This window comes from Pseudoalteromonas simplex (assembly GCF_015278155.1).
Classification (GTDB): Bacteria; Pseudomonadota; Gammaproteobacteria; order Enterobacterales; family Alteromonadaceae; genus Pseudoalteromonas; species Pseudoalteromonas simplex.
The window spans coordinates 203,232-224,112 of record NZ_JADILN010000001.1 but is presented as its reverse complement, the minus strand read 5'-3'; the positions used below and the strand labels follow the sequence as shown (position 1 = coordinate 224,112).

Sequence of the window (20,881 nt, the reverse complement as noted above, 5' to 3'; positions counted from 1 at the left end):
ATTTAAACATTTTTATTTAAGTGATTGGAAAGCTTACTAAGAGTGCTTATAAATTGTTTAAGTTCTTGGCTATCTAAGTCACTCACTAAACCTGCTTGCCACTCATTTGCTAATGGCACAATTTGTTCATGCAGACGGTTCCCCTCAACGGAAAGCGATAACAAACTTGCGCGTTTATCCTTAGGGTTTTCTTTGGCTATTATAAGGTTTCTGGTCAATAGCGACTTTACTGCTCGAGACACCGTTGATTTATCCATTCGTGCCATATCACATAATTCTTTAGCAGTGCGCTCGCCATATTGGGCCAAATTCGCAACTATACGCCATTGTGGCACGGTTAAATCGAACTGCTGTTGATATAGCTCACTAAACTGCTCACTCATTTGCATTGCAATATTAGTTAGTGAATAAGGTAAGAACTGTTGTAAATCGAGCGTTGTTTGATTATCTGTCGTCATGGCTGCACTACTGTCAAAGAATATTTACACAAGTAAATTCAGTGTAGTTTGAATTTAGTCTCACATGAGAGTATCTTACCTAAAACCTTTCAGGAGTCTAGTGATGAATAACGAATTACAATATATGACAGGCTTTGGTAATGAATTCGAAACCGAAGCATTACCCGGTGCATTACCTATCGGTCAATTCAGCCCGCAAAAAGTTAAATACGATTTATATGCTGAGCAGTTCAGCACAACGGCATTTACAGCGCCCCGTGCTGATAACCGTCGCACTTGGTTTTACCGCATTCGCCCGTCTGTAATACAAGGTGATTACACGCCAATTGATAATGGCCTTATTCGCACTGCTCCTATTACAGAAGTGCCAACACCACCGACGATGCTGCGTTGGGATCCAATCGACATTCCTACGAAGCCAACCGATTTTATAGATGGTTTAGTCACTATGGCTGCCAACGGTAGTGCCAATGCACAAACAGGTATTGGTATTCATATTTATGTCGCTAATAAATCAATGCAACACCGTTACTTTTATAATGCTGACGGTGAAATGTTATTCGTGCCGCAACAAGGTGAGCTATTACTTAGAACCGAGTGCGGGATACTCACCGTTCGTGCAGGCGAAATTGCCGTAATTCCTCGTGGCATTAAGTTCGCAGTTGATTTGCTTACTGATACAGCCCGTGGCTATATCTGTGAAAACTATGGCCATACCTATATTTTACCAGAGCGCGGTCCTGTCGGTGCCAACGGCTATGCTAATGACCGTGACTTCCACTACCCTGTAGCGGCTTTCGAAGATATTGAAGGTGATTTTGAACTCGTTGCTAAATTCAACGGCAATATGTTCCGTTGTGATATTGGCCACTCGCCATTAGATGTGGTTGCTTGGACGGGTAACAGTGCACCTTACAAGTATGACCTTGCTAGATTCAATGTTATGAATACAGTAAGTTACGATCACCCAGACCCATCAATCTTTACTGTATTAACATCACCATCGGGTACAGAAGGTGTCGCTAATATCGATTTTGCTATCTTCCCTCCACGCTGGATGGTGGCTGAAAACACATTCCGTCCACCTTATTACCACCGTAATATCATGAGCGAGTTTATGGGCCTAATCGAAGGTGTCTACGATGCCAAAGAGCATGGCTTTGTACCAGGTGGTTCTAGCTTACATAATTGTATGTCGCCACATGGTCCAGAAGCCGATGTATTCGAAAAAGCATCAAATGCTAAACTTGAACCACAACGCTACGAAAACACCTTGGCATTTATGTTCGAATCGCGTTACGTTATTTCACCAACTAAATATGCCCTTGAAGGTAAAGAGCGTCAGCCTAATTACACTGACTGTTGGCGCACTATTAAAAAACATTTCACAGGTAAACAGGACGTATAATGAAACTTTATAGCTATTTTCGTTCATCAGCTGCATATCGAGTACGCATTGCGCTTAATTTAAAGAACATTGATCACGAGTTGGTGACAGTTAATTTATTAAAATCCGAACAGCAAAGCGACGAGTACCTAGCTAAGAACCCTCAAGGGTTATTGCCTGCACTTGAAACTGAGCAAGGTGTACTTGCGCAATCGCTGGCTATTTTAGAGTGGCTAGAAGAAACTCATCCAGAAACGCCTCTTTTAACGGGTGATGCATGGCAAAAAGCTCAGATCCGTAATTTATGTTATGCCGTAGCGTGCGATATCCACCCTATCGATAATTTGCGCGTATTAAAATACTTGGCTAACGATCTGGGTGTTGATGAAGAAGCAAAAACAACCTGGTATAAGCATTGGGTAGAAGTTGGCTTTGAGAGTATCGAAAAGCTACTTGATGAAGCGAACACGTTTTGTGTGGGCAACAAACCAACGCTTGCAGATGTGTGCTTAGTGCCGCAAGTATTTAATGCCTTGCGCTTTAAGGTTGATATGACCAATTACCCTAAAATTGCAGCTGTTTATGAGCAATGTAATAAGCTTGATGCCTTTATAGATGCTGCACCACAAAATCAGCCAGATGCGATTTAAGCGTTAGTATGATTAATGTAAAAGGCCCGAACAATTCGGGCCTTTTATATTTGTTATCTAAGCGCTGAGTTAATCACACTCACATGGTTGATTAAATCGAGCCCTAAGTCCGTTAAGTAGCCCCCATCAGGACTATCAGTAATACCTTTATCATAAAGCCGTTTTGCTGCATCTTTAATTGAGTTTTCTGCATCGGAGTGTATTTTAATTCCCTGCATTTGAGAGTTACGAGGAAATTTTGCAAGCAGAGTTAGTTCATCGATCATATTTTTATCAAATTGCATGTGTTCACCTTTTTATTATTTATTCCTTGTCATAAGCTTAGTGTAGTTATACAAATCTGCCCAACGGGAGGCGTATTTTGTTAAAGAAAATTTTACTGTTAAGTACTTTGTTTACTTTAGGGTTTCTAAATCAAGCGCACGCTAAGGAAAAACCATTAATCGTGCTTGATGGTCAAGAGGCGTTAAACAATGAAAAAGTGTGTTGGTATGAAAATAAACGCTATACCGAAGGTGCCTATATTGTCGTTGGCGAGATGACCTTAATTTGCAGCGCCAAACAGCCTAATTTTTCAAACAGTGATTTGGCGTGGCTCAGACTAAATGCTAATGGCGAGATTATTTACCCTAAACAAACGAAAACGATTCACGTCAATTAGATTAAAACGCACAGATAGGGTACTATTGCGCGGTTGCAAATAACCTAAGATTTATCATGGACAATCAACCAAATAATCCGTTACATGGCGTTAAATTAGCCGACATCGTTACTAAACTTGAAGAAAAACTTGGTTGGGAAGGTATGGCAGCGCACGTCGATGTACGCTGCTTTCAAAATGACCCAAGTGTAAAGTCGAGTCTTAAATTTTTACGAAAGACCCCTTGGGCACGAGAAAAAGTAGAGCAGTTATATATTGATACCTTTATCAATAATGACCTAGCTGATGATGGCACTTTCCAATGGAAAAGCATCAAAAAGTAACCACTTAATCTTCAGCTGCTACAATCACCGAAAGCGATTTCGGTGATATCTCCACCTCTAGTTTATCTGCAGTTTTAACTTCACCATCAATAACATAGCTCAACCCTTTTGCTGCGCGTACTGTTACTCGTTTAGCATTTGTGTGGTGACTGTTAATAGCAAAACTAGTTTGTGTAATACTCGAGAACACTAACTCCGCAATACTTAAAGTACTCGCTTTAGAATCGGCACTAGGTGTTAGCCAGTTAACATCCAATAAACCATCTTGGTGATCTGGCTGCCCTGCAGATTGAGCAAGTAAAGTAGTAAATGGCGCGGCGTTGGCGATGATTAAACTGGTAGTATTGATTGTTTGCTCATCGTTATTATCAAGAGTAACAACATAGTCTTGCGCTTCATGCTCACCTAATGCTTGCCAAAACCCTTGTAAATAAGCTAATTGCCCAGACTCATTTTTAGCATCACGATGGGCTTTTTCAATCATCTTTTGTTCAAAACCAATTCCTGCAAGTAATAACATACGCTCGCCATTACACACAGCGGTATCTATCCGACTCGCCTGCCCTTCAATAATAAGCTCACACGCCTGCTCTACCGGAATAAGCTTCGATTGTATACCCATCAACACATGAGCGAGGGCATTTGCAGTACCTAAAGGAATAATCCCCAGTTTACAGTCTGTATTAACAAGTACACTTGCCACCTCTGTTACTGTACCATCACCACCACAGGCGATGACTACATCAGGGTTCAATTCAAGTGCTTCTTTGGCTAACTCAGTACCATTTACCTGCTCTGAAGTGGTGTAAACAGTTAAATCGTAATACTCAGACAAACGAGATGTAATTTGCTTACGTTTAGCTTCCCACAGTTTTGTGCCAGAAACAGGGTTAGCAATGAGCACAGCTTTATTTTTGATTAATAAGTCACCTCTACGATGGCGACGCACTAGATGACGCAGCTGGCGCTTGTTTAAATTTGCAGTTTCTCGTGTCTCTTTAATTTGTGCGAGTACTTGGTGTACATCGGCATCTTTATTTTGGCTAAGTAAGTAAGCTGCCATCACAAATACAGAACGGCCTCGTCCTAAAGCGCAATGCACTACCACACGTCTATCAGCTTTTACTTGATGGTCAATCCAATTAATTGCTTGATGTAGTTGCGCGCGTGTTGGCACGCTATGATCAAGAACAGGAATATTTAAATAACGAATATTCTCTTGGGTAGAAGACCATTCAAGGCCATCAAACTCGCAAGTTACATCTAAAATAGCCGTAATACCCATTTCTTTCATAGTGTCTATATCGGAAGGAAATAAACGACAGGCTAAAAATAAATGCTCATTAATTTGCTGTAATGGCGGTACTTTATCGTGTTTACGCGACCAAGCATTGTAAAGCTGTGCACCCAATAAGAAGGGGATAAAAGCCCAACGAATATAAATAGGAATAACGCCATTTTCGCGTTTTCTAAAAATACGCGCGATATTAAAAAAATATGCGCCACTGACTAATAGTAACGACAGTGCAGTCCAATAAAAAAACAGTGCAAAGTACACAGTTTCTACGCGAATAGCCGCAATTATAAATACAATCGCTAATGCTAAGTAACTAAATGCTGCCCACATAATCACTCCTTGTTATTCTAATTGCACAATACCTTGCAAATTTCACTCCATATAAAGCCATTTAAATAGCTTTATAGACTATGAAAAATCAGCAACTTAGCAATTATTAAAAAGCTTACCAATTTAGTTTAGGACATTTTTTCACTACTTTATGAATAACTTACACAAGTTTACATAATATTCACATGTAAGTTTGCCTTGTCTTGCAACCCTGCTACGCTAACTAATGGAAAAGAATTACTTTTACAAAATTAAACCATTCTTTTTGTAAAAACATAAATGAATTGCATCTAAAACTGTCAGCTAATCGTTATTAATAATAACAAAGGAAATCTATGGAAAACGATGAATTATTAACCCTATTAAGTGCTACAGCTAAAGGCGATAAAATTGCTTTTGGTCACTTATATCAGAAGACCAGCGCAACACTTTTCGCAATAAGTCTTAAGATGCTTGGCAATCGAGCGCACGCCGAGGAAGCTTTACAAGATGCTTTTGTTAAAGTTTGGCATAACGCAAGTGAATATCAATCATCTAAAGGCGCTGTTATGTCTTGGATGATCAGCATAGTTAGATATCGAAGCCTAGATATGATTCGCCATCACAAAGTGCGTAAGGAACAAACTCTTGTTGATGAAAATGATCATTTAGATGATTTACCTATTGATGTTGATTATGAAGACAACAGCAAATTGGTAGATTGTATCGAACAGCTTGATCCTCAGCAAAGACAGGCTATTCATTTAGCATACTATAGAGGTTTGACTCATCACGAATTAGTTGACCACATCGCGACACCGCTTGGAACAGTCAAAAGCTGGATCCGACGTGGTTTACAGCAACTACAAAGGTGCTTAACGCTATGAATTATGAAAATCAAACACTCATTGATATGTTAGCGGCTGAATATGTACTGGGGACATTACGTGGTTCAGCAAGAGATAGATTCACTCGGTTAATGCTAACTTCAACGCGGGCACGTGAAGCAACTTGGATGTGGGAACAACACTTGAACAACCTTGCAAGTTCAATAGAATCTGTGCCTCCAGATGAACATGTTTGGCAGAAAATTGTTAGCAGGATCGATCCTCAGGTAATACCTATAACAAGCAAGCCAAATAAATCTAAATCATCAATATTACAAGCTTGGTCACTCATCGCTACGGCTGCATGTATAGTGTTAGCTTTAATTATTTGGCAACCTCAGGAAATAACGAAAGTTAAATCAGAACAAATAGCCCTTTTTAAAAATGAGGCTGAACAACCCCTTTGGTTTATTGATGTAAAAGATGAAAACTTATCGATTCGAGCTGCAACAGCACTTGTTCCGCGCACTGATAAAGATTATGAGCTATGGATGATCTTAAAAGGTAAAGATGCGCCGGTTTCTTTAGGTTTACTTCCAAAATCGGGAACACTTGAATTACCAAAACACATAGAGTTTGATGCGACAGAAATTTCACTACTCGCTATCAGTTTAGAACCTCTAGGAGGCTCGCCAAATGGCTCTCCAACTGAGGTACTTTTCACTACAGAACTCATTATTTTGTAAATTAAAAGCCGTGTTTAAACACGGCTTTTTACTTTTTTCTAAAAAACTTTAACTTTTTTGCATCCAATAAGATTGCCAGTACGTTACTAGCAATGACTTATTTTACAACTAAGGAAAAAGTCATGAACAAAGTAATACCATCTCTAATCACTATTGCAGTATGTAGTACCTTATTCACTTCTATTTCTGAAGCATCTAGCCACCGAGAAGCACCTAATATTACGCGCTTTCCAACGTTAGATTCGACTGACTTTTATGCTTTTAATAGTTACGAAGAAGGTCGAGGTGACTACGTAACCTTTATTGCCAATTATATTCCTTTGCAAGATGCCTATGGCGGACCAAACTACTTTGCGATGGATCCAGACGCGACTTATAGCATCCATATTGATAACGATGGTGATGCTGTTGAAGATATGACATTCGCATTTAATTTTAAAAGTATGTTACCGAACAACAATATGGGAGTTGCTCTTACCGTCGGCCCCGAAGGTAATCAAAGAACAGTCGCAGTTCCTCTAAAAAATGTTGGTGGCGTTTCAGCAGGCAATAATGCTGCCGTTAATTTCAGTGAGTCATATACTGTGAGTGTAATTTCTGGCTCACAACGTTCCGGCACAAAAAGCATGCTGACAAACACCACCAATAGCAGCAACGATTTTTATAAACCTCTCGATTACATTGGTAATAAGACATTCTCTTCAATGGCTTCATACCAAGAGTACGCAAATCAATTTGTTTATAGTGTCGCACTGCCTGGATGTGATGGCATGGGCAAAGTGTTTGTAGGTCAAAGAAAAGACCCATTTGTTGTGAATCTAGGCAAAACATTTGATTTAGTTAATTACGTCCCTGTTGAAGGTGATAGTGCGCCAGGTGCAGGCGATGGTGGTGGATTCCCAGGCGGGATTACACAAACAGCTGATAATGATGACTTAGCTATGAAGAATGTCACTGCAATTGCTGTAGAAGTACCAAAAGCCTGTGTAGTAGGTGAAGGGAATGGCACAATTGGTAGCTGGACAACGGCAAGTTTGCCCCAAGCACGCATTTTAAATCCTAATGCCGCATTTGCAAAAACTTCGGTAAATGGCGGTGCTTTAACGCAGGTTTCGCGTCTTGGTAACCCATTAGTGAACGAATTAGTAATTGGCCTTAAAGATAAAGACACATTTTCTACTTCAGCACCTGCCGATGATGGTCAATTTGCCGACTATGTTACCCACCCTTCTTTACCTGAATTATTAAATATTCTCTTTAAAGACGCTGTTAATACGACGTTGGGCACAGATATTGAAACATTGGCACCGACTAACTTCCCACGAAATGATTTAGTCACCGCATTTTTAACGGGTTTCCCTGGTGTAAATCAACTTGCTACAGTAACGCCATCTGAAATGCTTCGCTTAAACACAGCAATTGCCGCAACACCTCAAAATGAGCAATCAGCATTTGGTGTCGCAGGTGATGATTTAGCTGGCTTTCCGAATGGCCGTCGCCCTGGTGATGATGTAGTTGATATCGCATTACGTGTTGTAATGGGCCGTTTATGTTATCCGATCCCTGTTAATGGCACAGACACTGATCTTGGTTTATGTACATCAGATGATGCAAGTGTTGGTAATGTACCTTTCACAGATGGTGCGCCTCTTGATGCAAGCATGATGGATAGCAGTTTCCCATACCTTGCTACCCCAATTGCTGGTTCTAAATAAACAGGAGAGTCATTATGTGTAAATTACAACTCTCAAGTATCACACTCATTGTATTGTCTAGCTTACTAGTCGCTTGTAACGATAGTGATAGTAAGAAAAATATGGATACTGAAGTCGTTAATTCAGCACCTAGCGCAGAAGATGCAATGGTAACCACTCAGACTGAAACCGTTATTAACGACATGCTCGAAGGCTCAGACCCTGATGGCGATACGTTAACGTTTAGTTTAGTGAGTGAGCCAAGTTTAGGTACTGTAAATGTAAATACGGATGGTAGCTATATTTATACGCCAAACCTAGAGACTGTCGGTTCTGATAGTTTTCAATTTGCAGTCAGTGATGGTGTGAATAGTCAGGTAACAGCAACAGTAAGTATCACGATAGAGACCTTACAAGTTGACTTTGCAACGCTTGGTCGGGCCGCATTTATTCAAGATGTAAATGATGAACCTCTTCGATTGAATGGTCGAGAATTTATTAATACAGGTTCTGAGGCAAATTTTGATGATCTATTAAACGGGAATTAGTTTTTAGCTTGGCCACGGATGGCTATTTCTGGAGCAATCATGAAATATCTTTTATACATAGCTTTCGTTTTTAGCACTTACACTCATGCGGATCCTTATATACCAAATGATAAAGATGTTATAGCCTTATCAAGCAAACCGAAAGAAACTGAATTCACTAAAGAACAACTAACCGCCTTATTTAATAAAAGCCAATTTGTTGGTCAAACAGAAACAAATCAAGGTATGTTAAAAAGCTATTTAGAAAAACAAATTACTCTAACCGAAGATCCCGATATACATTATTTTTATGCTCGCTTACTACAAAGAGAACATGAGTTTGAAGCAGCAATTAATATTCTTTCAGAAGTTATCTCACGCAAACCTGATCATACGAATGCTATTTTATTAAAAGCAAATTTACTGATGGTTAAAGGTCGATTTGAACAAGCACTTGCACAGTGTTTATCATTATTTGGTTTAGTTGGACTGGAAACTATTTCTACCTGCTCTCTCGATGTTAAGAGTCAAACAGGTGAACTTGAGCAAAGTTATCAAGCTTTACAAACCATTGTAAAAGAATCGTCAATGACTAGAAACACGCGTCATGTGCTCGCCGAGATGGCCTATAGGTTAGGCTATCCAGAACAAACGATAACTTACCTCAGTAACCTTGACCTAAAAACAGCCCCTGTCAGTTTAGTTGTTCTATGGGCTGACGCTCAAATGGCAAAGAAAAACCACCAGATAGTATTATCAACGTTAGCACGTTTAACTGCTGAAAATACTAACTTGGAAGACGCTATATTATTACGCCTAGCGCAAGCTGAAAAAATTGAGAAGCAATCAGATAAATGGCAAGAAAAAATGAGAAAGCGAGTGATACTAAGAGAACGGCGTCAAGACACCTATCATGCCAGTGATTTAGCTTTGTATTACTTAACATTAGATAAAAATAATGTAAAAGCTAAATACTGGGCAGAAATGAACTGGCAACAAGCTAAATTAGACAGTGATAAAAAACTTTTAGCACTCACTAACACTAGCAATTAAGGAATTATCATGAAAATCTTAGCAGCGGCTCTTTTATTTTTAATAGCATGTAGCTTTAAAATAAACGCCCATCAATTAAGTACAGCGTATCTTAACTTAACAAAAACCGAAAACGAGCAGTTAGTGTTAAAAGGGCAATGGCAAGTTGCTGTTATTGACTTAGAACATGTTATACCTTTTGACATTAACACAAATGATGTAATTACATGGCAAGAGATCAAGAGCCAAAAAGAGAGTATTTTAAAATACTTAGCTAAACATTTGGTTGTGAATCAGAATGACATAGGCTGTAAGCTGCATAATGAGGGGGATTTAAAAATCGAATCACATTTTAATGAATCATATATTGTCGTGCCTGTTCAAATAACCTGTCCTACTACACAAGCATTCACCATAAACTACAGTGCGTTGTTTGAAGTTGATGCTAATCACAAGGCAATTGCTGACATTGCAAACTTTAGTAGAGTGTTCACGTTAAGTGAAAATAATCAATCATTTGACACCAATTCACCTAATTAGTACGTCGATTTATAGGTATGAAAACCCTATGCTACTAAGGCAAAATTTCGTTTTGTAAATCGATTTATTGCCATGAAATTTAGTTCGTAACTATCTAAAGCTTTAGTAAGCGCTAGTAGATGCGCTTTATTCAAAAGGTAGTAACAAGGTTTTCATTGTTGGGCGAAGTGCTTTAAGTAATTCATTAATATCTAGATCTGGGTTCAGCATTTTGCGTAGTAAAAGCCCCCCCATCACAGAAAACATCACTTCGATACGAGCATTCACTTCTTCAAGTGCCGTTCCTTGTAACGGCCCTCTTTCACCCACTAATAATTCGCGCATTGAATCACGGGCGTGGCTATCTGACTCACGCAGTAAGTTAGCGACTTTTTCATTACGTGCTGCCTCGGCAAGCATTTCTAAATCAAGCGCACCTTGACTCAAATCGGTATGGCGCTCAACGCCTCGGTCAAGACCATCTAGCAGAACAGTGACACGATCGCCGGGTTTATCAGCAAACTCTTTAAAGATTGAGAACATTTCTTCCATATCACGTTCAACAATCGATTCTATAATTGCTTCTTTACTGGCGAAGTAATTATAGATATGGCCAGCACTCATACCCGCAGTCTTCGAGATTTCCGCCATTCCCGCGCCATGATAGCCTTTACGTCGAAAACAATCTGCCGCGGCACAAAGCACTTGATTACGTCTTGCCTCGGCAAGCGCAGGGTCATTGTGTCTTTTTGTTTTTTGCGTCATGGTTTCTCCAAGCTTTACTGACTATGGTTAACTTTAATTTAAATAAGGTTTACAGGATCTTAATCTTAGAGGAGAGTCAAAACAACTAAGATCCTGCAAAACCTTAAATAAATTATGCTTTTGCTGATTTATTGCACAGTATTTTGTGCATTCCAGCCGCCGCCCAGTGCTTTATACAAATTAATTTGGCTCGCCAAATACGCTTGCTTACCCAAAATTAACTGTTGTCCTGCACTGTACCAATTTCGTTGTGCATCCAATACTTGCAAGTAGCTGTCTGCGCCTTTTTGAAAACGCGCATCCGATAAAGTAAAAGATAGCTCATTACTTTGGTACAAATCATTCAGGGCATCTAGCTGGTGCATATAACCTTCACGGTCAGCAAGGGCATCAGAGACTTCTTTAAATGCCTGTTGAATGGTTTGCTCGTAACTGGTTATTGCCATTTCTTGCTGTGCTTTTGCAACATCGAGATTAGCTTGATTGCGACCCATATTAAAAATAGGCAAGTTTACTGAAGGTACAAAACTCCAAGTACCTGAACCTGAATCAAAAAGATTACTCAAGTCAGCAGAAGCTGTACCCGCATTCGCGGTTAAACTGATGCTTGGATAGAATGCCGCTTTTGCCACACCAATATTTGCATTGGCTGCCAATAAATCATGCTCTGCAGCTTTGATATCAGGTCGCTGAGTAAGAAGCTCTGACGGTAACCCTACTGGCACATCCGGTAAACTCAGTACATCATCAATATTTTGTGATGGTAATAAATCCGCAGTCACGGTTTTACCCACTAAAAAGTCGAGGGCATTTTTATCGCGCTTTAATAAACGCTGATAGTTTGCGATATCAACTTTCGCGGTTGCTACTGTGCTTTCAAGTTGCGATAGCGTTAACTGAGAGGCAGCACCTAGAGCAAATGTTTCACGGGTTAGCTCTAAAGACTCCTGCTGAGACTTTAAAGTCTCGTTTGCTAAAGCCAATAGCTCTTTGTCAGTCGCATAGTTAAGCCATGCATTCACTAATTCAGAAATCAAACTAATGCGTACACTGGTTAAACTGTATTCTGCAGAATACAGGTTTTGCAAAGCTTGCTCTGATTGGTTGCGGACTTTGCCCCAAAGATCAATCTCATAAGCGGTTAAGCCAACAGTTGCTGAATAGTTTTCAGAGATAGTAGCTTGACCAGTACCAGATAAATCTGCTGGAAGACGCTGACGAGTACCCGATGTATTGAGATCAATGCTTGGGTAAAGTGCAGAATCTTCAATCTGATACATTGCTCTAACCTGCTGCACATTCAGTGCAGCAGTTTTAATATCTTTGTTGTTTTCAAGCGTTAGCGCAATCAACTGTTGAAGTTGCGCATTACTGAAAAATGACTGCCAGTTGAGCGCATTTATATCGCCCGCTGTACCTTGAATATCATAGTTTTCAGCAACGGGTAATTCACGTTGCTCCATATCTGGCGCCATATTACAGGCAGATAACATAAGTGCAGCAACAGACACTGAGATAAGTTTAGCTTTCATTATGCCTGCTCCTCATTAGTTGATTTTGTTTTGCCTGGGAATACTCGGCGCACCAGTACAAAGAACAGCGGCACAAAGATTACCACAATGGTCGATGACGCAAGCGTACCGCCAATAACAGCAATACCTAGAGCATTTTGAGCACCTGAGCCTGCACTTGATGCAATAGCAAGTGGTAGTACACCACACACAAATGCCATTGATGTCATAAAGATTGGACGTAAACGAAGGCGAATAGCTGCTACCGCGGCATCGACAAGTTTCATACCTTCATCCATTTTATGAATTGCAAACTCTACAATTAAGATGGCATTTTTTGATGCCAGACCTATGGTAGTTAATAGACCCACTTGGAGATAAATATCGTTAGATAAATTAAATACAAATGACGCAATCGACGCACCAAAGACCCCAAGCGGTACAATAAGCATTACCGCTGCAGGAACTGACCAGCTCTCATATAACGCCGCTAAACATAGGAATACAACCAACAATGAAAGTGCATACAGTAATGGCGCTTGACCACCACTTAAACGTTCTTCATATGAAATACCTGTCCATTCGAACGATACACCCGGTGGTAACTTCTTAACTATTTTCTCAACTTCAGCCATCGCTTGACCCGTACTGTAGCCTGGAGCAGCAGCACCTTGGATTTCCATCGCTGAGAAGCCGTTATAACGCTCAAGACGCGGTGAGCCATAAGTCCAATAAGAATGAGCAAAGGCAGTAAATGGCACCATGTCACCATTATTGTTACGTACATACCACTCATCTAGGTCTTCTGGCACCATGCGTGATTCTGGCGTACCTTGTAAGTACACTTTTTTCACACGACCACGGTCAATAAAGTCATTTACATAGCTACTACCCCAAGCCGTTGATAACGTATTATTGATATCTGCTTGCGTTAGGCCTAATGCTTCGGCTTTTGCTAAATCAATATCAAGCTCAAGCTCTGGCTTATCTTCTTGACCATTCGGGCGCACACCTGATAACACCGGGTTTTGTGCAGCCATACCTAAAAACATGTTGCGTGCTTCAAGTAGTTTTTCGTGACCTAGACCAACCCTATCTTGTAAGAACAAGGTGAAACCGTTTGCAGTACCAAGCTCAACAACCGCAGGAGGTGGGAAAGCAAACACGAATGCTTCTTTAATGGTTGAGAAGTACCCCATGGCTTTACCTGCAACCGCACCGACGGTTAGATCAGGGCGTTGACGCTCATCCCAGTGTTTTAAACCCACAAAGCCGATTGCCGCGTTTTGACCAGAACCTGCAAAGCTAAAGCCTGTTACCGTAAAGATAGATTTTACCGCTTCTGATTGTTCTTCTAAGAAGTGATGTTCCATCTTTTCAACAACTTTTAACGTTTGCTCTGTTGTCGCACCGGCAGGTAAGCTGACTTGGTTAAACAAAATACCTTGGTCTTCATCTGGTAAGAATGCCGATGGTAATTGTGAGAAAATAAACACCATGCCACCCACGATTAAACCATAAATAAGTAAGTAGCGTTTACTGTGCTTGATCATGCGAGACACAAAACCTTGTGTACCCGAGTTCGTTCTGTCAAAACCACGGTTAAAGCCAAGGAAGAAACGACCAAATAAAGATTTATCGTTATGTACATGACTTGGTTTTAGCATTGTCGCACACAAAGCGGGCGTTAAAATCAATGCGACAAGCACTGATAAACTCATCGCAGTTACCAAGGTAATTGAGAACTGGCGATAAATAACCCCTGTTGAGCCTGGGAAGAACGCCATAGGCACGAATACTGCCGAAAGCACCATCGCAATACCAACAAGGGCACCTTTGATTTCATCCATTGATTTACGTGTTGCCTCAAGAGGAGATAAATTCTCTTCAGTCATTACACGTTCAACGTTTTCAACGACGACGATTGCGTCATCTACCAGTAGACCGATGGCAAGTACCATCGCAAACATGGTTAAGGTATTAATTGAGAAGCCAAACACTTGCAAGATAGCAAACGTCCCAAGCAATACAACAGGTACTGCAATAGTCGGAATAAGTGTTGCTCTGAAGTTCTGTAAGAATAAGTACATTACCAAGAACACCAGCACAACAGCTTCAATAAGAGTGCTGACAACTTTTTCAATTGAAAGTGATACGAATGGCGTCGTATCGTAAGGAACAACCGTTGTTAAACCTTCAGGGAAGAAAGGCTCAAGTTCAGCAAGCGCCGCTTTAACGCCATCTGCTGTATCAAGTGCATTAGCACCACTGGCAAGCTTAACACCTAAACCTGATGCCGGTTTGCCGTTAAAACGCGCAACAACACCGTAGTTTTCACCACCTAATTCAACATCAGCAACGTCACTTAAACGAACAACTGAACCATCAGCATTGGTTTTTACAAAAATATTTCTAAATTGCTCAGGCGTTTGTAAGCGGCTTTGTGCAGTCACCGTTGCATTTAATTGCTGGCCACTCACCGCTGGCAATGCACCTAGTTGACCTGCTGACACCTGCGCATTTTGAGCACTGATTGCAGCACTAATATCAGCAGGAGTTAATGAGTATTTAAGTAACTTAGCTGGGTCTAACCAAATACGCATTGCGTATTGAGAACCAAACAGCTGTACTTCACCGACACCGTTTACGCGCGAAATAATATCAAGCACGTTTGATGAAACATAATCACCAATATCGATGTTGTTCATGCTGCCGTCTTCAGATACAAAGCCAACAACCATTAAGAAGTTACGAGCAGATTTTGCAACCGAGACACCTTGACGTTGTACTTCTTCTGGTAATAACGGTGTTGCAAGCGACAATTTGTTTTGTACTTGAACCTGTGCGATATCAGGGTCTGTATCTGCACTAAAGGTTAAGGTTAATGTCGCAGAGCCGTTAGACTCTGAGGTTGACGACATGTAGAGCAAGCCATCTAGCCCTTTCATTTTTTGTTCAATAACCTGTGTAACCGTATCTTCTAGAGTACGGGCCGACGCACCAGGGTATGTGGCTTGAATACTAATTGCAGGTGGTGCAATTGATGGATACTGTGCAACCGGCAAACTTCTAATTGCTAAGATACCTGCCAGCATCACAACGATAGCAAGCACCCAAGCAAATATGGGCCGATCAATAAAAAATCGTGACATTAAGTTTCTCCGTTACTGGCTGTTAGCTGCTGATTCTGCAGGCATTGCATTGACTGGTGCACCTGGGCGGATTTTCTGTAAACCTTCAACAATTAACTTATCGCCGCTGTTTAGGCCATCTGTCACTAACCAGTTTGAACCAACAGTACGATCAGTTTTAAGCACGCGTGCTTCTACGGTATTGTCTTTGCTTACTACCATGGCAGTAGGCTCACCTTTGGTGTTTCTGCTTACGCCACGTTGCGGTGCTAAAATCGCATCACTTTTCACACCTTCAACAATCACTGCACGAACATACATACCTGGTAGTAGTAATTTTTCTGGGTTAGGAAATTCAGCACGTAAGGTTACTGAGCCTGTGCTTGGATCAACAGTCACTTCAGAGAATTGCAATGTACCTTTATGTTGATAAGTACTGCCGTCTTCCATCTTTAATTCAACTTTTGAATGCAAAGCAGCATCTTTATCAAGCTCACCCGCAGCAATGGCTTTTTTCAAACGTGTTAGTTCACTGCTTGACTGGGTTAAATCAACATAGATTGGGTCTAATTGAGTAATGGTTGCTAATGCAGTTGCTTGATTTGCACTCACAAGGGCACCGGCAGTGACATCTGATTTACCAATTTGGCCACTAATTGGCGCTAACACTTTACTGTAGTTTAAATTGATTTCAGCGGTTTTAAGCTGCGCTTGAGCTGTCAGTAAGTCAGCTTTTGCACCTTTGTATGCTGCATCAGCTTCATCGTAATCTTGTTGGCTTACTGCTTTGATGCTCAATAGCTCTTTATAGCGTTCTGCTTTTGCCTTGGCATTTGCAATACTTGCTTGAGCTTTAGTAATAGCGGCTTTACTAGTCGCTACTTCAGCTTCAAATGTAGATGGGTCAATCTGATATAAAGCTTGGCCTTTTTCAACCTCAGCACCTTCAACAAACATACGAGACTGAATAATACCGTTAACCTGCGGACGAATTTGCGCAATACGTGAAGCAGCCACACGACCTGGTAATTCTTTAGTTAGTGTAAGTGCTTTACTTTGCATCTCAATAACGCCAACAGGAACAGCTTGAGCTGCCTGCGTTTGCCCTTGAGCCGATTCTGATTGGCCGCAGCCTGATAATAAAACAGCACCAGCCAAAGCTGACAGTGCAAAAAATGGAATGCGAGAGCGCTGCATGTGTAGTTCCTTAGTTTAGAGTGAACGATCATTCTAAACCAAAAAAGGCACAGATCAACCATCTTTAAAGAACTTTACATTAAATAAAATGCTTGCTTTAACGCATGAATTTTGTGCAATAAATAAATTGCTAATTGAATTATTACGAACGTAACTGAGAAAGTTGTTTTAAAACTATTAGTTATGCGAATTGAAGTTATATCAATTCGCAGATTATTCGCCTAAACACATGCCCATTGCGCGGGCACTTGTTATTAAAGAATGTTCTAGAGGGATGACACGATATTCAGAAGTTGCTTCTTTTAAACTGATTGGTTTAATTTCACCGTCTTTACTGATAGGGATAAAACCAAACTGGCCTTTCTTTACTAGCTCAAATGCTTGCACCCCAAACTCTGCTGCAAGCACCCTATCAAACGCATTAGGTGTGCCACCACGTTGAATATGTCCTAATACGGTTACTCTTACATCAAGGTCAAGCGCTACACGTATTTGTGAAGCAAGCTGCTCAGCAATACCACCTAGTACAGGGTTTTCGTAACCGAGTTCATTTGATTGTTTACTAACAACACCACCAGCAACAGGTTTAGCTCCTTCTGAAATGACAATATTGGCAAATCCGTGGCCTTTATCAAAACGTGATGTTAGTTTGGCTTTAATCGCTTCAATATCGTAAGGAATTTCTGGAATAAGCGCGACTTCTGCGCCAGCTGCAATAGCAGAGTGCAAACAAATCCAACCGGCATCGCGTCCCATTACCTCAGTCACAATCACTCGGTTATGACTTTGCGCTGTTGGTATTAATCGATCAATTGCTTCGGTGGCGGTGTCGACAGCAGTCTGAAAACCAATTGTGTAATCAGTGCCATATAAATCATTATCAATGGTTTTTGGTACGCCTACGATATTTAAGCCATGCTCAAATAAATGCTGAGATACCCTATGCGAACCATCACCACCAATATTTATAACGGCATCAAACCCAAGTTGCTTAATAATACTGATTAACTCATCAGAGCGGTCAATAAACACTTGTTCGCCTGCTATTTCAGCAGGAAAAGCGGTTGGATTCCCTTTATTAACAGTTTCGAGAATTGTTCCACCACGAACATGAATACCCGCCACCACTTCACTAGTTAAGTGTATAATATCATTTGGTTTTTCAAGCACACCAAAGTAAGCTCTTCGGCTACCATACACCTGCCAATTGCCATCATGCTCGGCTGCTTTAACCACCGCTCTGATCACCCCATTAAGCCCAGGGCAATCACCCCCACTTGTTAATAGCAGTAATTTTTTCATTGTGTTATCAACTTCGTTCACTGATTAATTACAGATTAGCTTATATGTTGAACTTTCGCGTATGACTTACATCAACTAAAGTTCGGTTTCTTATGAGTAGAAAAAAGCGCAACAAAAAGCACTAGTAATAGATACTTAGGCAGACTAGTCAGTAAAGTGGTGTTATCAATATTTGCAGAAAAGCTGTTAACAGCAAAATATAAATGCAGCGCTAAAAATGGTGTCAGCAATATAAAGTATGAATACGCTTTATCTTTAAGGTAAAGAGACTTACTAATGAGTAAAAATACTAAAAGTAACGCTAACAAAGGAAGGCCTAAAGTAACGATATCAACCATTGATAAAGCAAAGTTAGGTGACAAGTCATAAAGGGCTGAAAGTACTTCGGTTGGAATCGCAATAGCTGAACCATAACCTATGACTGGTATAGATAAATAGGCAAATAAACAGCCAAAAATAAATAAAAGTAGTACGTTATATTTCATAACCCCATTCCATGGTTTGTTCATTATTAGCCTTACGCTAACTAATAATGAACAAATAATCCACTACTTTTTCAGTACCTTACATCGTTAAAATGTCTTAACTTTAAAGGCTAGGTTTTCTACCGCACAGCCTGTACTACTGGTGTTTACACGGTAATAATGAGTATTGTCAGTGGCATTTAAATCCAATAAAAACTCATCATGCTGAGCGACTGCTTGTTGCTCTTGTGTTAAGCACATAGCTTGTACAAGCGAACGTAATTTAGCATCTGAAAATATAGTGCCAAAACGCTGCACCGGCAGTGGCGGAATTTTAATACTAGGGAGTGCATTATCAACAGTTCGTTTAGCTAGAGTAAAACCATCCTTTGTTACATCAATAACTGCACCAGCAGGCCAATAACTGATTGCTCCGTTATTTTTAGCGTTAGATTTAACATGCACGACACCGCTTTTACCAATCACCGTCATTAGTGCGGTTTCACCAGCTCGAATTGATACAAGGGCGGTGGTCTCATCAATGCCAAAACCATGCTGTTGCCCGGTATCTGCCAGTAATCTTGCCAAACGCATTGTTCTGTTGCGCTCGCTAAAGTGTGTATCAAGAACACCATAAGTAAAGCTGCCAAGCCCACCTTGTTTTTCATAGGTAAGACTATCAGCCGAAAGCTTATCACCGCATTCATTTTCACAGCGCTCACTTGGCGGTGATACTGCAAACGAGCCTTCTCTCATTGCCGCTAAACTTGTACCATTTGAAATCATCGGCACTGTGCCATAGGCATTTTTACCACCACTTTGCACCGCTGTACCTGCGCTTGTGCCAACAAGTAATGGTCTTTGTAAAATTGCCTGAGTCCAAGGATATTGCTTACCGTTATCATCAAACAGTACTTTTCTGGTTAAACTCTGATCGCCACCGTTAAACATAATACCCGTCGCGTTTTTAATCAGCTTAACTAAATGATCGACCCCTTTATCACAAAGCGCTTTTTCGGCCTTGATTCGATCAGGGTAAATAGTCTCACGATTAAAAACGCCCATAGACTCTGTACGTAAAGATTCCAAACTCTCACATTGCTTACTAGTAATCGCAATTGCTAAGGCGGGTGTTAGAGGTAACCAGCTTGATTCAACACCAGTAAAGTTTAATAACCCTTCATAAAAGTCAGCTGATTCATATGGATCTCTGCTTGATGCAGTAACCGCTAAAATTGTTGGTGATTCGGTGGTTGTTTTTAATGAAGCAGCAACAAAGTCTAAAACATCATTGGCTGCACGTTCGTTATTATCGCTTGTACTTACCAACTCTTTTTGGCGGGTCGAATCTGTATTTGATACAGCCACTTCAAGTGAGTCTATGACAAAGTTGTATTCTGAATCAGTAAGCTCGTTTAGTAACTTGTTATCTAAATCGCGCCAAGCCCATAAAATATCACTTTTGGTGATCACACCTGACTTTTGACGTGCAATCTGTGCTAATACCTTAAGCGTTTGCTGACGATTTTTTTTGTTCTTGGTTGGCCAATTTGTCTTTATTGCAGATAAAGCATCATTATTTAATCGATATTGATTAGTCTGTTTACCACTAATCTGTTTATTCGAAAGACAATTTTTAGGGCTCATACTTGAGCAGGTGGTCAAAGATCCGCCAATTAAAACCATCGTTTGCTGTTGATCATTTGCATAGACTTTGCTGCCAAATGATGCGAAAAACAAACTAAATACCAAAGAAAAAGCTGAAGTTTGATATTTAGTCTTTTGCTCCTTAAGGATGTTCATATTGTTACACTCTTGTAAAAAAATATTAGAAAATTGCTTGCGCAGCTTTTTGTTGCTTGCTATAAAAAAAAGGAACATTTAAAAACGCGAGTAAGCTAGCACTGTATCGCTAGCTTTGTCAAAAGACCTTACGGATTGGAATTATGTTGAAAAACGCATTATCGCTTTGCACATATTTCTACTCTCCACACTACCTTTCGGAGTGGTTTGACGAGTAGCCACACCTCACTTCCTGTGAGGGGCTAGTTGTGTCTATAACCCACTGCCCTGTCTAAAAA

General features: G+C 40.5%; 20 protein-coding genes. 10 read left to right on the top strand and 10 right to left on the bottom strand.

Features of this window, described 5'->3' with window-relative positions; translation table 11 throughout:
* Nucleotides 1-2 precede the first annotated feature (2 nt).
* On the bottom strand, nt 3-458 hold the full coding sequence (locus tag IRQ78_RS01035; RefSeq protein WP_194441113.1) for a MarR family winged helix-turn-helix transcriptional regulator: 456 nt from the start codon (nt 456-458) through the stop codon (nt 3-5).
* Nucleotides 459-561: 103 nt separating this feature from the next.
* On the opposite strand from IRQ78_RS01035, the gene hmgA reads away from it, so the two are divergent.
* Both hmgA and maiA read left to right on the top strand, forming a co-directional pair.
* Nucleotides 562-1,866, top strand: a complete 1,305-nt coding sequence (gene hmgA / locus IRQ78_RS01030; protein WP_194441112.1) for a homogentisate 1,2-dioxygenase — start codon at nt 562-564, stop codon at nt 1,864-1,866.
* On the top strand, nt 1,866-2,495 hold the full coding sequence (gene maiA, locus IRQ78_RS01025; protein WP_138617312.1) for a maleylacetoacetate isomerase: 630 nt from the start codon (nt 1,866-1,868) through the stop codon (nt 2,493-2,495). The genes hmgA and maiA overlap by 1 nt, the downstream gene beginning before the upstream one ends.
* Nucleotides 2,496-2,548: 53 nt before the next feature.
* On the opposite strand, the gene IRQ78_RS01020 is transcribed toward maiA, so the two are convergent.
* Entirely contained in the window at nt 2,549-2,779 is a 231-nt protein-coding gene (locus tag IRQ78_RS01020) for a TIGR02647 family protein (protein WP_054552187.1), read from the bottom strand.
* A gap of 77 nt (nt 2,780-2,856) precedes the next feature.
* On the opposite strand from IRQ78_RS01020, the gene IRQ78_RS01015 reads away from it, so the two are divergent.
* Both IRQ78_RS01015 and IRQ78_RS01010 read left to right on the top strand, forming a co-directional pair.
* On the top strand, nt 2,857-3,156 hold the full coding sequence (locus IRQ78_RS01015; protein ID WP_054552186.1) for a DUF1496 domain-containing protein: 300 nt from the start codon (nt 2,857-2,859) through the stop codon (nt 3,154-3,156).
* 56 nt (nt 3,157-3,212) lie between these two features.
* The gene (locus tag IRQ78_RS01010; RefSeq protein ID WP_054552185.1) at nt 3,213-3,479 is read left to right on the top strand and encodes a VF530 family protein; all 267 of its coding nucleotides are present in this window, start codon (nt 3,213-3,215) and stop codon (nt 3,477-3,479) included.
* A 4-nt stretch (nt 3,480-3,483) separates the two neighbouring features.
* Here IRQ78_RS01010 and IRQ78_RS01005 read toward each other — a convergent pair whose 3' ends face one another.
* The gene (locus IRQ78_RS01005) at nt 3,484-5,106 is read right to left on the bottom strand and encodes a diacylglycerol kinase family protein (protein WP_166340965.1); all 1,623 of its coding nucleotides are present in this window, start codon (nt 5,104-5,106) and stop codon (nt 3,484-3,486) included.
* 335 nt (nt 5,107-5,441) lie between these two features.
* Between IRQ78_RS01005 and IRQ78_RS01000 the strand changes: the two genes are divergently transcribed.
* The 6 genes from IRQ78_RS01000 to IRQ78_RS00975 all read left to right on the top strand — a co-directional run bounded on the left by IRQ78_RS01000 (nt 5,442) and on the right by IRQ78_RS00975 (nt 10,451).
* The gene (locus IRQ78_RS01000) at nt 5,442-5,972 is read left to right on the top strand and encodes a sigma-70 family RNA polymerase sigma factor (protein WP_194441111.1); all 531 of its coding nucleotides are present in this window, start codon (nt 5,442-5,444) and stop codon (nt 5,970-5,972) included.
* A complete protein-coding gene (locus IRQ78_RS00995; protein WP_054552182.1) occupies nt 5,969-6,658 on the top strand; it encodes an anti-sigma factor in 690 nt (229 codons plus the stop codon). The genes IRQ78_RS01000 and IRQ78_RS00995 overlap by 4 nt, the downstream gene beginning before the upstream one ends.
* A 122-nt stretch (nt 6,659-6,780) precedes the next feature.
* Nucleotides 6,781-8,373, top strand: coding sequence for a DUF4331 domain-containing protein (locus tag IRQ78_RS00990; protein ID WP_194441110.1), 1,593 nt, complete (start codon nt 6,781-6,783; stop codon nt 8,371-8,373).
* 14 nt (nt 8,374-8,387) lie between these two features.
* Nucleotides 8,388-8,900: an Ig-like domain-containing protein gene (locus IRQ78_RS00985; protein ID WP_138617319.1), complete on the top strand. Its 513-nt coding sequence runs from the start codon at nt 8,388-8,390 to the stop codon at nt 8,898-8,900.
* A 39-nt stretch (nt 8,901-8,939) separates the two neighbouring features.
* Nucleotides 8,940-9,932, top strand: coding sequence for a tetratricopeptide repeat protein (locus IRQ78_RS00980; RefSeq protein ID WP_194441109.1), 993 nt, complete (start codon nt 8,940-8,942; stop codon nt 9,930-9,932).
* Between the two features lie 9 nt (nt 9,933-9,941).
* Complete coding sequence (locus IRQ78_RS00975; RefSeq protein ID WP_194441108.1) at nt 9,942-10,451, top strand: hypothetical protein; 510 nt, start codon at nt 9,942-9,944, stop codon at nt 10,449-10,451.
* A 126-nt stretch (nt 10,452-10,577) separates the two neighbouring features.
* Here IRQ78_RS00975 and IRQ78_RS00970 read toward each other — a convergent pair whose 3' ends face one another.
* The 7 genes from IRQ78_RS00970 to IRQ78_RS00940 form a co-directional block, all read right to left on the bottom strand.
* Entirely contained in the window at nt 10,578-11,195 is a 618-nt protein-coding gene (locus tag IRQ78_RS00970) for a TetR/AcrR family transcriptional regulator (protein WP_054552177.1), read from the bottom strand.
* Nucleotides 11,196-11,323: 128 nt separating this feature from the next.
* Entirely contained in the window at nt 11,324-12,727 is a 1,404-nt protein-coding gene (locus IRQ78_RS00965; protein ID WP_194441107.1) for an efflux transporter outer membrane subunit, read from the bottom strand.
* Entirely contained in the window at nt 12,727-15,858 is a 3,132-nt protein-coding gene (locus IRQ78_RS00960; protein WP_054552175.1) for an efflux RND transporter permease subunit, read from the bottom strand. The genes IRQ78_RS00965 and IRQ78_RS00960 overlap by 1 nt, the downstream gene beginning before the upstream one ends.
* A 12-nt stretch (nt 15,859-15,870) precedes the next feature.
* Nucleotides 15,871-17,034, bottom strand: coding sequence for an efflux RND transporter periplasmic adaptor subunit (locus IRQ78_RS00955; RefSeq protein WP_194441106.1), 1,164 nt, complete (start codon nt 17,032-17,034; stop codon nt 15,871-15,873).
* Between the two features lie 213 nt (nt 17,035-17,247).
* The gene (locus IRQ78_RS00950) at nt 17,248-18,336 is read right to left on the bottom strand and encodes a 6-phosphofructokinase (protein ID WP_194441105.1); all 1,089 of its coding nucleotides are present in this window, start codon (nt 18,334-18,336) and stop codon (nt 17,248-17,250) included.
* 71 nt (nt 18,337-18,407) lie between these two features.
* Nucleotides 18,408-18,821, bottom strand: coding sequence for a hypothetical protein (locus IRQ78_RS00945; RefSeq protein ID WP_187490400.1), 414 nt, complete (start codon nt 18,819-18,821; stop codon nt 18,408-18,410).
* An 87-nt stretch (nt 18,822-18,908) separates the two neighbouring features.
* On the bottom strand, nt 18,909-20,603 hold the full coding sequence (locus IRQ78_RS00940; protein ID WP_194441104.1) for a cyanophycinase: 1,695 nt from the start codon (nt 20,601-20,603) through the stop codon (nt 18,909-18,911).
* Between the last annotated feature and the right edge of the window lie 278 nt (nt 20,604-20,881).

Bases quoted from the DNA above. Each gene is read 5' to 3' on its own strand.
- IRQ78_RS01035 (WP_194441113.1), bottom strand. From the start codon at position 458: ATGACGACAGATAATCAAACAACGCTCGATTTACAACAGTTCTTACCT.
- hmgA (WP_194441112.1), top strand. From the start codon at position 562: ATGAATAACGAATTACAATATATGACAGGCTTTGGTAATGAATTCGAA.
- maiA (WP_138617312.1), top strand. From the start codon at position 1,866: ATGAAACTTTATAGCTATTTTCGTTCATCAGCTGCATATCGAGTACGC.
- IRQ78_RS01020 (WP_054552187.1), bottom strand. From the start codon at position 2,779: ATGCAATTTGATAAAAATATGATCGATGAACTAACTCTGCTTGCAAAA.
- IRQ78_RS01010 (WP_054552185.1), top strand. From the start codon at position 3,213: ATGGACAATCAACCAAATAATCCGTTACATGGCGTTAAATTAGCCGAC.
- IRQ78_RS01005 (WP_166340965.1), bottom strand. From the start codon at position 5,106: ATGTGGGCAGCATTTAGTTACTTAGCATTAGCGATTGTATTTATAATT.
- IRQ78_RS01000 (WP_194441111.1), top strand. From the start codon at position 5,442: ATGGAAAACGATGAATTATTAACCCTATTAAGTGCTACAGCTAAAGGC.
- IRQ78_RS00995 (WP_054552182.1), top strand. From the start codon at position 5,969: ATGAATTATGAAAATCAAACACTCATTGATATGTTAGCGGCTGAATAT.
- IRQ78_RS00990 (WP_194441110.1), top strand. From the start codon at position 6,781: ATGAACAAAGTAATACCATCTCTAATCACTATTGCAGTATGTAGTACC.
- IRQ78_RS00985 (WP_138617319.1), top strand. From the start codon at position 8,388: ATGTGTAAATTACAACTCTCAAGTATCACACTCATTGTATTGTCTAGC.
- IRQ78_RS00980 (WP_194441109.1), top strand. From the start codon at position 8,940: ATGAAATATCTTTTATACATAGCTTTCGTTTTTAGCACTTACACTCAT.
- IRQ78_RS00975 (WP_194441108.1), top strand. From the start codon at position 9,942: ATGAAAATCTTAGCAGCGGCTCTTTTATTTTTAATAGCATGTAGCTTT.
- IRQ78_RS00970 (WP_054552177.1), bottom strand. From the start codon at position 11,195: ATGACGCAAAAAACAAAAAGACACAATGACCCTGCGCTTGCCGAGGCA.
- IRQ78_RS00965 (WP_194441107.1), bottom strand. From the start codon at position 12,727: ATGAAAGCTAAACTTATCTCAGTGTCTGTTGCTGCACTTATGTTATCT.
- IRQ78_RS00960 (WP_054552175.1), bottom strand. From the start codon at position 15,858: ATGTCACGATTTTTTATTGATCGGCCCATATTTGCTTGGGTGCTTGCT.
- IRQ78_RS00955 (WP_194441106.1), bottom strand. From the start codon at position 17,034: ATGCAGCGCTCTCGCATTCCATTTTTTGCACTGTCAGCTTTGGCTGGT.
- IRQ78_RS00950 (WP_194441105.1), bottom strand. From the start codon at position 18,336: ATGAAAAAATTACTGCTATTAACAAGTGGGGGTGATTGCCCTGGGCTT.
- IRQ78_RS00945 (WP_187490400.1), bottom strand. From the start codon at position 18,821: ATGAAATATAACGTACTACTTTTATTTATTTTTGGCTGTTTATTTGCC.
- IRQ78_RS00940 (WP_194441104.1), bottom strand. From the start codon at position 20,603: ATGAACATCCTTAAGGAGCAAAAGACTAAATATCAAACTTCAGCTTTT.